Below are 9,516 nucleotides of genomic sequence, written 5' to 3'. Positions count from 1 at the left end.
TCTCCGCGCTGCGGCCACGTCGTACAGAGGGAAGACCCTCACCCTGGCCCTCTCCCAGAGGGAGAGGGGATTTCCACGGGCTTTCGGATCAGGTCCAAGGACTTCGTGAACCTCCATTAGCGACGCAGGAGTGGGTCGTCGTCGGGGGTGAGGTTCAGCGAGCGCCTGTTGTCCGCGTCATCGGGAGAGCTGATCTCCACCTCCTCGCGGCGTACCGACTCCGCCACGCGGCGCTCCTCCTCGATGGCGTCCTTGTGGATGACCACTTCCTCATCCACCACCGCGCGCTTCTGGACGTCCACCTCCTCGGCGCGCAGAGGCACCACCACCGTCTCCTCCTGGAAGGAGGCGTTCATGGCGGGCCGGCCCGGATCGACGTTGCGGCGCTCTACCCGGGCGCGCTCGCGGCGGACCGGGACCTCCACCGTCTTCACCTCCTCCACGACGTCCTTGTGGACGCGCACCTCACCGGCCGATACGTCGCGCCGGGTGACGTCCAACTCCTCCTTGTGTAACGGGATGGTCACCCCCTCCGTGCTTCCGGCTTCCCTCGTGCGATCCTTGATGCCCGCGTCCGCTCTCAGGCCCGCGCTCGTGCCGAGGCCCGTGGTGGTCGTGCCGTAGCCGGTGGTCGTACCGTACCGGTCCTCGTCCGACAGATTCCGGAGGCTCTCCCGGCCGTGCAGGAGGATGATCTCCCCATCGCGGATGTCACTGATGTCCGCGTAGCGGACGAGGTAGTCCTTCGGGAAGAAGAGGCCCTTCTCGATGTGGAACGCGTCGTCTCCGATGGAGAAGACCTTGCCAAGCTTCTCGCCGTCGATGCTGCGAACCGTCATGCCTTCCCTCAACTGCGTGCGCTGGAACATGGCTGTTCTCCTGTGTTGAGTGGCTCCAGCACTCACGATGGGGGTGGTGGGACCGGGGGGCATATCGGCTCATGACGGACGCCCGGCCGCATTCCTGTCCAGGATGCGTCCCGGAACGCGAGCCTCTCCCTGTGTTCTGATTGCGAACGGGCCCGGCACCTGGGCGAGGCACCGGGCCCGTGGAGGGCGTTGCTTCGAGCGCGCTGCCCTACGGATACACCTCGCGGCGCGGAGGCGGCAGCCCACCCTCGGGAGGAGTCGTCACCACCACGCCCTCGGCGGAGATGCGCTGGCGCTTGTTCACGCCCATGGTGCCTCCGAGGATGGCGGAGATGAGCCCCAGGAAGAGGGCGCCGAAGACACCCCAGAAGGCCTTGCCCGTGGCGTCCGCCGCCTGGAGCGCGCCTGTCTGTACCTGCTGCGCCACCTGTCCCGCCTTGCCCTGGGCCGCGTTGAACTGGGCCTCGATGCGGTTCGCCACCTCCTCGGCATCCGCGCGCGAGAGCGCTGTGTTCTCTGCGATGGAGCCCACCAGCACCTGCCGGTCGAGCCGGCCCTGCTGTACCGCCGTCTGCACCACGTCCTTCGTCGCCGCCTCGAGCTGCGCCGCCGTCACCTCCGGCATGCCCTCGGCGCGCAGGCGCTCGTTGACGGGGCGCAGGGCGTCATTGGCGTCCAACCCGAAGTTCCGCGCCACCTGGCCCAGGCTCCCCGACTGGGAGGCTCCCGCGGAGACCGCCGCGCCCGTGGCCTGCGCGGCCGTCTTTCCAACGGAGAACAGCCCGCCGGCCAGGGCGGAGACCAGGTTGCCGAGCAGCCACAGGCCCACCAGCGTGGTGAGCCCCCACACCACCAGCCCGTGGATGCCACCGCTCGCCTTCGTCTGCACGCCCGCGCACCGCCCCGCCACGATGCCGCCCACGAAGAGGGCGATCAGCGGGGAGAGGAGGCCCCAGATGCCCGTGAAGATGCCGGAGGACCTCGCGCTGCCCACGTCCTGCGGGTTCATGCTGGACAACCCCAGCGCCAGTCCGAAGGCGTAGAGCAATATCCACAGCCCCAGCGCGGTCACCACGCCCGCGAAGATGGAGCCCCAGCTCACCTTCACCGGAGGCCCCGCCAGGAATCCAACGCCTGCTTTCTGCTGCGTCGCCGTTGCCATGCTCCACCTCTCTGGGAAGGAAGGGAGGAGTCCCTTCACCTCGGAAAGGTGGACACCCTGGCTCGACGGGGGAGCGGGCCTCCGCGTGGCGTGTGTTCGAACGCAGAGGCGGCGGAGGCCCCCGCGCCTTCCTGGTCGCATGGTGGTGGGCCCATGGCCGCTACGGCGTGCCCTTCATCCGCTGCTGGCGGCGCTTCTCGCGGAAGAACTCCACCTGCCACTTGCGCACCGCCGCCTCGTGGCACTCCAGCGTGGGACAGAAGAGGTGCGTGCCGTCGTTGCGCGACACGAAGAAGAGGTCATCGCAGTCCAGCGGGTGGAGGGCGGCCTGGAGGGCCGCGGCGCCCGGGCTGGCGATGGGCCCCGGTGGCAGCCCCGGGGTGGTGTACGTGTTGTACGGGTGCGGCGTCCGGAGGTCCCTCCGGGTGATGTTCCGCGAGTACACCCCGTGTTGCAGCTTCATGGCGTAGAGGACCGTGGGGTCCGTCTCGAGCTTGATGCCCTGGCGCAGCCGGTTGTGGAAGACGCACGAGATGCGGGGCCGCTCCTGGGGCTGGCCCGTCTCCTTCTCCACGATGGACGCCAGGGTGAACGTCTCCAGCAGCGAGAGCTTCACCCCGTCCTTCCGCCGCGCGTCCGCCTTCCGGTACTCCTCCAGCGCGCGTTGCACCATCTTCGCCAGCACCTTCTCCGCGGTGGCGCCGCGGGTGAAGGCGTACGTGTCCGGGTAGAGGAAACCCTCGAGCGAAGCAGCCGGCACGCCGGCCTCGCGGAGGAAGTTCCGGTCCGAGGCGAGCCGTTCCAGCTCCCCCAGCTCCAGCTTCAGCTCCGAGCCGGCGAGGATGGGGAGGATCTCCTCGATGCGCAGTCCCTCGGGGACGGTGAAGCGGTAGAGCTTCACCTTGCCGGAGGCGAGCTGCTCCACCACCTGCGCGGGGGTGAGGGTGCCCTCGAAGAGGTACTCGCCGGCCTTGAGCCGGGGGCCCACCCGCTCCCGGCGGATGTAGAGGTAGAGCAGTTCCGGGTCGGTGACGATGCCCGCGTCCGCCAGCATCCTCGCGATCGTCCTCGGGCCGGTGCCGCCAGGCACGGCCAGGGTGACACCCTCGGAGGGCAGGGGGACGGGGGCCGCGGCGAACTCGGAGATCCGCCGCTCGAGGCGCAGGTACCAGGCGCCCGCGACGGCCGCCGCGAGCACCCCGAGGACGAGCAGGGCGAGCAGGACCTTCTTCACCTACGGCTCCGGCTCGTAGTCGTCATCATCGTAGGCGTCCCCCCTGGAGGGCGGACTGCGGGCATCGAGCCAGCCCTGGAGGATGAACTGGGCGGCCATCTGATCGATGACCTCGCGGCGTTTGGCGCGCGACAGGTCCGCCTCGAGCAGGGTGCGCTGGGCGGCCACGGTGGACAGGCGCTCGTCCCACAGCTCCACGGGCAGGCCGAGCGCCTGGGTGAGGGCGTCCACGAACTTGCGGGTGGCCTCGGCGCGAGGGCCCTCGGAGCCGTCCATGTTGAGGGGGAGCCCGACGACGAAGCGCTCGACTTCGTACTCCTGTACCAGCTCCTTCAGGGTGGCGAGGTCCGCCTTGAGGCTGGTGCGCCGGATGGTGGTGACGGTCTGGGCGGTGAGGCCCAGGGCGTCCGAGGCGGCCACGCCGATCGTCTTGGTCCCATAGTCGAGGCCGAGGGTTCGCATGCGCGGTGGAATGTAACCGCAATCCCCGGCCGTGGACCGCCCCGTCCGCGAGGCAGGACCGTGCCCGCCCGGTGAGCGGGCTAAACCGCTGAATTCGTTGAGCCGGGTGAGGCCCCGGGCCCGGCATCGCCGCTGCAATCCGTCAGGCGCGGAACACGGTGCGGCATCCGGAGGCATGGAGCCCCGGCGCCGCATGGGAGGCACCATGAGTGACTTCTTGAGGGGTCTGGGCAGTGCGCTGGGTGGAGTGACGAGCCTGCTGTCGGGAGGTGCGCTGATCGACGCGGCGGGCAACGCGCTGGGGTTGCCGCCGGCGATTACGAACGCGGCGAAGGTGGCCGTGGGCGCGATGACGGGCAACGTGATGCTGGCGGCCGATGGCGCGATGGGGCTCGCGCAGGAGCTGACGAAGAATCCGCCGGCCACCACCGAGTACAAGCCGCCCGCCGACAGCGCGCGGGCCTGCGAGGGCTACGCGAATCCTCCGCCGCCGGGCACCCCGACGTCGGGGTCGAGCGGCCCGGCACAGGCGTGTGGCGACAGCCGGGGCAGCCATCTGGATCCGAAGATGAACGACTACTTCCACGCGCTGCAGACGCTCCAGCAGAACTTCCGCTACCTCGACGCGACGGACGGGAAGCTGGACGGCAACCTGTCGCGGGGGGACCTCCAGCGCATCTCCCAGGACGCGCGCGTGTCGCCCGAGCTGCGCCAGGCGGCCCGCTTCCTCGTGGACAACCCGGGCTACTTCGAGCGGCTCGACACCTCGGCCGGCGTCCACTCGCGGGGGAATGTCTTCCGCGACATGAACAATGACGACCGCATCAGCCTGAGCAACATCCAGAACGAGATCTTCAAGGTGAAGGCGGACTTCGCCCAGTACGGGCGGCCCGCGAGCACGGGCAGCTCGGCGCCATCGGGCGGCGCTTCGCCCGGGTCCACGAGCGGCACGGCCAGCTCGAGCATGAAGGGCATCATCAACGACCCGAGCATGAGCCTGGAGGAGAAGATCGAGGCCATCCTCATGGGGCTCACGGAGAAGATGGACGGGGAGATCCTCCAGGTGATGGATGAGCTGGCGGCGGCGCAGGACAAGCAGGCCGGCATCAAGAACGGCAAGGGGGACGAGAAGGCGCTCTCCGACTCCCAGCGTGACATCGACCGCCTCAACATGCGGCTCCAGAAGCTGGTGGAGAAGCGGAAGATGATGTTCGAGATGATGAGCACGCTGTCCATGAAGTTCAACGAGATGGCGAAGACGGCCCTCTCCAACATGCGGAGCGCGTGAGCGGAGATGGGACGCGTCATCAAATACGAGGGAGGAACCATGGACACGGCGACGGCGGAGAAGCTGAAGGCATTCGTGCGCGGGGAGGTGACGTGGGCGGAGGTGGAGGGGATGACGTTCGCGGAGGCGAGGGCGATCGCGCAGGTGGGGTGTGACCTGGCGGCGGCGGGGCGCTACGAGGAGGCGCGCATCCTCTTCGAGGGGCTGGTGGAGGGGAACCCGAAGGACTCGGCGAGCCGCGCGGCGCTGGGCACGGTGTACCAGAAGCTGGGGCGGCTGGAGGACGCCGTCACCGAGTACAGCGCGGCGCTGGAGAGGGATCCGGCCAACCCGGTGGCGCTGGTGAACCGGGGCGAGCTGTACCTGCGGCGGGGGAACCGGCAGGGCTTCACGGATCTGGCCAACGCGGTGGAGGCGGATCCGAGGGGGGAGACGTCGGCGGGCCGGAGGGCGAGGGCGCTGGTGAGGGCGATCGCGCTGGCGGCCGCGGAGAAGTTGCAGCCGGAGCCGCGGGCGAAGGCGTAGTCCGCGGAGCCGGGAGGGACCGCCGGGCCGCGGAGGGGAGGAGGGGATGGGCGGCCCGGGGGGAGGGCGTCAGTGGGTGGGCTCCGTGAGGGGCTCGCCCGCTGGCGCCCTTTTTTCTGGGGCGGGAGGAATGGCGGCGAGCCGCTCGCTGATGGGCGGGTGGCTGTGGCCCTTGAGGACGACCCAGCGGGGCGGGTCGGGGTTCATCTTGTTCACCCGGGCGGCCTTCACCAGCATGCGGCGGAAGGCGGCGGGATCCTGCGTGAGCTGGAGGGCGTAGCGGTCGGCCTCGCGCTCTCGCTCGCGGGAGAAGGCCGAGGAGATGGGGGTGCTCAGGAAGAAGACGAAGAAGGAGAGCAGCCACAGCAGGGGAAAGGTGCGGATGTCCGCGAAGCGCGTGGTGCCGAACCACCCCCGGGCGGCGGCGTGCCGCAGCATCCGGTCGATGACGTAGAGGAGCGCCACCAGGGCCACCGAGGCGGCGATGCGGCCCGGCCATTTCGGCTCGTGCACGTGACCGGCCTCGTGGGCCACGGCGGCGAGGATCTCCTCCGGCTGGAGCTCGCGGAGCATGACGTCGTTGAGCACGATGGTGCGCGTGGGGCCCTGGCCCGCGAAGTACGCCTGGAGGCGCTTGCTGGCCACGGACGTCTTCTCCACCCGCACGTCCTGGAAGGGGACCTCCGCCCGGGTCATGAGCGCGGTGATGCGCTCGCGCAGGGGGCCCTGCTCCAGGGGCTTCTGCTCGAAGAAGACCTGACTGCGGTACGGGTCGAGCGCGGAAGCCCCCAGCATCAGCAGCGCCGTGGGGATGCCCAGCACCAGCCACCAGCGCTTCATCCGCCGGGCCAGCCCGTACATGCCCAGCGCCAGCGCCGACACGGCGACGCCTTCCAGGGCGATGCCCTTGAGCTCGTCCACCAGGAAGCGCAGCGGCGTGTACGTGGACATGCCGTAGCGGTGCTCCAGCACGTAGCCGAAGTAGATGTTCGCCGGGACGTAGACGAGCTCGATGAAGAGCTCCACGAGCAACGCGAAGAGGAGCGCCACGCCCCAACCCGGCTCGCCCCAGAGCCGGTCCAGCGCCTGGACGAGCACCCGGAGGACGGGCGCCGTCCGAAGGAACGCGAGCCGCTGGGACAACCAGGCCGCGCCGGACTCGGACCACCGGTAGAAGGGCCGCACCAGGACGCCCAGGATGAGCGCCAGGACGCCCAGGTAGACGAGCGGGCTCACCGCGCTCCGGATGTAGAGCGGCAGGTAGTAGGCCTCGATCTCGGCGAGCTGCTCGGGGGTGAAGATGGGCTCCATGGGCGGGGCCAGAGCCTAGACCCTTCCCCGGAGTTTCTCCCAGGGGGGCGTTGAAAGGACAACGCCCTCCCATCGCCGTGCTGGCGTGAGCCGTGGGTCCTCCGCACCTTCAGTGGGGCGAGGAAGGCCCACGGCATGACGACGGTCGCGGAGTTCATCGAGAGGAACCGGGAGAAGCTCATCGAGCGCTACACGCGGGAGTTGGGCCAGTGGGAGTCCTCCCGGGGCCTCGGTCCGAGCGAGCTGACGGATTCCTTTCCCGAGTTCCTCTCGATGTTGGTGGCCATCTCCCGGCAGGGCCACCGGGACGATCCCTCGAAGACGAGGTCTCGGCTGGAGGCGACGCACATCAGCCAGCGCGTGCGGTTGGGTTTCAACCAGGAGGAGGTGACGGACGAGTACGTCCTCATGGGCCGTCTCATCTCGGGCCTCTGGGAGGGGCTTCCCCTGGAGCAGCAGCCCTCGCAGGAGGACACGCGGCTCCTGTTCGAGGAGCTCCAGAGCGCGATGGCCCAGGTGATTGTCTCCTTCAGTGGCTACTCCCAGGAGGACCGGCAGCGGGAGAAGCGTTTCCTGAACCGCCTCAACGCGCTGGCGAGCGAGGTGATGGGAGACGGCGAGCGCTTCATCCCCCTGCAAGAGCGGCTGGGCGCCCTGGTGGAGGTGGTGCGGGAGGCCATGCGGGCGCAGGGGGCCGCGCTCCTGCTCGTGGCGGCGGACGGCCGGACGCTCCTTCCCACCATGTACACGGGCCAGTGGAACGTGCGGACCGAGACCGGGCCCGTTGCGCTGGACGGGTCCTCTTTCGTGGCCAGACTGGCCGCCTCCGAGGAGCCGCTGGAGTTGCCGGACGCGGCGGGAGCCGGACACGAGGTGTCCGAGGGCGTGCGCCTCAGTGGCCTGCATTCGCTGCTGGGGGTCCGGCTGTGGCCGCACGGCAAGCTGCTCGGGGTGCTCTACCTGGGGGTCGCGGAGATCCGGCCCTTCGAGCCCCAGGCCCGGCGCTACCTCGAGACGCTGGTGGAGTACCTCTCCGGCATCATCCAGAAGGCGCTCCTGCTCCAGCAGCTCCGGCAGGCCAACGAGCGGCTGGCCAGTTCCGAGACGTTCCACCGGCTGGCGACCGCGGCCATCAGCGACGCCATCTGGGAGTGGAATCTCCAGACGGACTCCGTCACCTGGAGCGGGGGGGTGGAGAAGCTCTTCGGGCATACGCGGGAGCAGCTCGGCGGGCACGTCTCCGGCTGGTACGACCACATCCACCCGGAGGATCGCGAGCGGGTCGTCCACGGCATCCACGAGACCATCGCCAGGGGTGGGCAGCGGTGGAGGGACGAGTATCGCTTCCTCCACCGGGATGGTGGCTATGTCCACGTCACCGACCACGGCCTCGTCGAGCGGGACGCGAGCGGCCGGGCGGTGCGGATGGTGGGGGCGATGCAGGACATCACCGCGAGCAAGGCGGCGAGCGAGGCGCTCCGGGTGAGCGAGGAGCGGCTGCGGTTGGCGGTGCGCGCGGCGGAGCTGGGGACGTGGGACTTCCATCCGGTGACGGGCATCCTGCGCTGGGACGAGCGGTGCAAGGCGCTCTTCAATCTGCCCCTGTCGCCCGAGGTGACGTACGAGGGCTTCATGGAGGCGCTCCAACCGGAGGACCGGGAGCGCGCGCAGGTGGCCGTCCAGTGGGCGCTGCAACCGGACAGTGGCGGGGAGTACGACATCGAGTTCCGCCCGCTGAGGCAGAAGGGCCGGCCAGAGCGCTGGGTCCGCGCCATCGGCCGGGCCTTCTTCGAGGGAGGACGGGCCGTGCGCTTCATCGGCACCGTCCAGGACATCTCCGAGCGCAAGCACCAGCAGCAGGAGTCCCAGAAGCGCGCGGAGTTCGCCGAGCAGCTCATCGGCATCGTCTCGCACGATCTGCGCAACCCCCTCAATGCCATCACCCTGTCGGTGGCGGCGCTGTTGCGGCAGGAGGAGCTGGGCGAGCGTCAGGCGAAGGGGCTCGCGCGCATCTCGGCGGCGACGGAGCGGGCGACGCGGCTCATCCGGGATCTGCTCGACTTCACCCGGGCGCGGCTCGGAGGAGGCATCCCCATCGAGCGCAAGCCGTTGGACGTGCATTCCCACTGCCGGCAGGTGGTGGAGGAGGTGAGGCTCGCCCATCCGGACCGGGAGGTGGAGGTGGTGTGGAGCGGGGAGGGCAGGGGCGAGTGGGATGGAGACCGGCTGGCCCAGGTCATCACCAACCTGGTGAACAACGCGCTGGCCTACAGCCCACCGGGAACGCCCGTGCGCGTGGAGACGCGAGGGATGAACGGCGCCGTGTTGCTCGGCGTGCACAACGCGGGCAGCCCCATTCCTCCCGAGTTGCTCCCTCACCTGTTCGAGCCGATGACGCGGGGGAGGCCGGGAGGAGACGCGGCCAGCCGCAGCATCGGCCTGGGTCTGTTCATCGTGGCCAACATCGTCCATGCGCACGGAGGCACCATCGAGGTGCACTCCGAGGTGGGCACGGGCACGACGTTCACGGTGCGGCTGCCGAGGCGCGCGCCTTCCTGATATCCCCTCTCCCTCCGGGAGAGGGTCAGGGTGAGGGTATCCGGGCCCGTTCTTCAACCCGTGGCTTCCAGTGTGGACAGGGGGGTTCAACCCGGGATGCGTGGAA

8 protein-coding genes are annotated in these 9,516 nt (G+C 69.6%); 3 read left to right on the top strand and 5 right to left on the bottom strand.

Features of this window, described 5'->3' with window-relative positions:
- Positions 1 to 116 precede the first annotated feature (116 nt).
- From Q664_RS08720 to ruvX, 4 genes are all read right to left on the bottom strand, one after another.
- Positions 117 to 869, bottom strand: a complete 753-nt coding sequence (locus Q664_RS08720) for a YsnF/AvaK domain-containing protein (RefSeq protein ID WP_052517859.1) — start codon at positions 867 to 869, stop codon at positions 117 to 119.
- Positions 870 to 1,077: 208 nt separating this feature from the next.
- Complete coding sequence (locus Q664_RS08715; RefSeq protein ID WP_043392090.1) at positions 1,078 to 2,031, bottom strand: hypothetical protein; 954 nt, start codon at positions 2,029 to 2,031, stop codon at positions 1,078 to 1,080.
- A gap of 160 nt (positions 2,032 to 2,191) precedes the next feature.
- Positions 2,192 to 3,265 (bottom strand): endolytic transglycosylase MltG, encoded by a 1,074-nt coding sequence (mltG, locus tag Q664_RS08710; RefSeq protein ID WP_052517858.1) that lies wholly within the window; start codon positions 3,263 to 3,265, stop codon positions 2,192 to 2,194.
- Positions 3,266 to 3,727 carry a Holliday junction resolvase RuvX gene (gene ruvX, locus Q664_RS08705; protein ID WP_043392088.1) on the bottom strand — a complete coding sequence of 154 codons (462 nt, stop codon included), beginning with the start codon at positions 3,725 to 3,727 and terminating at the stop codon, positions 3,266 to 3,268. It lies immediately after the preceding gene.
- A 205-nt stretch (positions 3,728 to 3,932) separates the two neighbouring features.
- Here ruvX and Q664_RS08700 point away from each other — a divergent pair, with 205 nt between their 5' ends.
- Together Q664_RS08700 and Q664_RS08695 are read left to right on the top strand one after the other, a co-directional pair.
- Positions 3,933 to 5,015 carry a hypothetical protein gene (locus Q664_RS08700; protein ID WP_084609637.1) on the top strand — a complete coding sequence of 361 codons (1,083 nt, stop codon included), beginning with the start codon at positions 3,933 to 3,935 and terminating at the stop codon, positions 5,013 to 5,015.
- 6 nt (positions 5,016 to 5,021) lie between these two features.
- On the top strand, positions 5,022 to 5,540 hold the full coding sequence (locus Q664_RS08695) for a tetratricopeptide repeat protein (protein ID WP_043392086.1): 519 nt from the start codon (positions 5,022 to 5,024) through the stop codon (positions 5,538 to 5,540).
- Positions 5,541 to 5,609: 69 nt separating this feature from the next.
- Here the strand turns inward: Q664_RS08695 and Q664_RS08690 are convergent, their stop codons facing one another.
- Positions 5,610 to 6,851 (bottom strand): M48 family metalloprotease, encoded by a 1,242-nt coding sequence (locus tag Q664_RS08690; RefSeq protein WP_052517856.1) that lies wholly within the window; start codon positions 6,849 to 6,851, stop codon positions 5,610 to 5,612.
- Between the two features lie 135 nt (positions 6,852 to 6,986).
- On the opposite strand from Q664_RS08690, the gene Q664_RS51785 reads away from it, so the two are divergent.
- On the top strand, positions 6,987 to 9,410 hold the full coding sequence (locus tag Q664_RS51785) for a PAS domain-containing protein (RefSeq protein WP_052517855.1): 2,424 nt from the start codon (positions 6,987 to 6,989) through the stop codon (positions 9,408 to 9,410).
- The last annotated feature ends 106 nt before the right edge of the window (positions 9,411 to 9,516 follow it).

Source organism: Archangium violaceum Cb vi76 (genome assembly GCF_000733295.1).
Lineage (GTDB): Bacteria > Myxococcota > Myxococcia > Myxococcales > Myxococcaceae > Archangium > Archangium violaceum.
The sequence above is the reverse complement of the archived record's forward strand: the minus strand, read 5'-3'. Positions and strand labels throughout refer to the sequence as shown.

What these genes read in the sequence shown, in the direction of transcription:
- Q664_RS08695 (WP_043392086.1), top strand. Translation starts at nt 5,022, where the DNA reads ATGGGACGCGTCATCAAATACGAGGGAGGAACCATGGACACGGCGACG.
- Q664_RS08720 (WP_052517859.1), bottom strand. Translation starts at nt 869, where the DNA reads ATGTTCCAGCGCACGCAGTTGAGGGAAGGCATGACGGTTCGCAGCATC.
- Q664_RS08700 (WP_084609637.1), top strand. Translation starts at nt 3,933, where the DNA reads ATGAGTGACTTCTTGAGGGGTCTGGGCAGTGCGCTGGGTGGAGTGACG.
- ruvX (WP_043392088.1), bottom strand. Translation starts at nt 3,727, where the DNA reads ATGCGAACCCTCGGCCTCGACTATGGGACCAAGACGATCGGCGTGGCC.
- Q664_RS08715 (WP_043392090.1), bottom strand. Translation starts at nt 2,031, where the DNA reads ATGGCAACGGCGACGCAGCAGAAAGCAGGCGTTGGATTCCTGGCGGGG.
- Q664_RS08690 (WP_052517856.1), bottom strand. Translation starts at nt 6,851, where the DNA reads ATGGAGCCCATCTTCACCCCCGAGCAGCTCGCCGAGATCGAGGCCTAC.
- Q664_RS51785 (WP_052517855.1), top strand. Translation starts at nt 6,987, where the DNA reads ATGACGACGGTCGCGGAGTTCATCGAGAGGAACCGGGAGAAGCTCATC.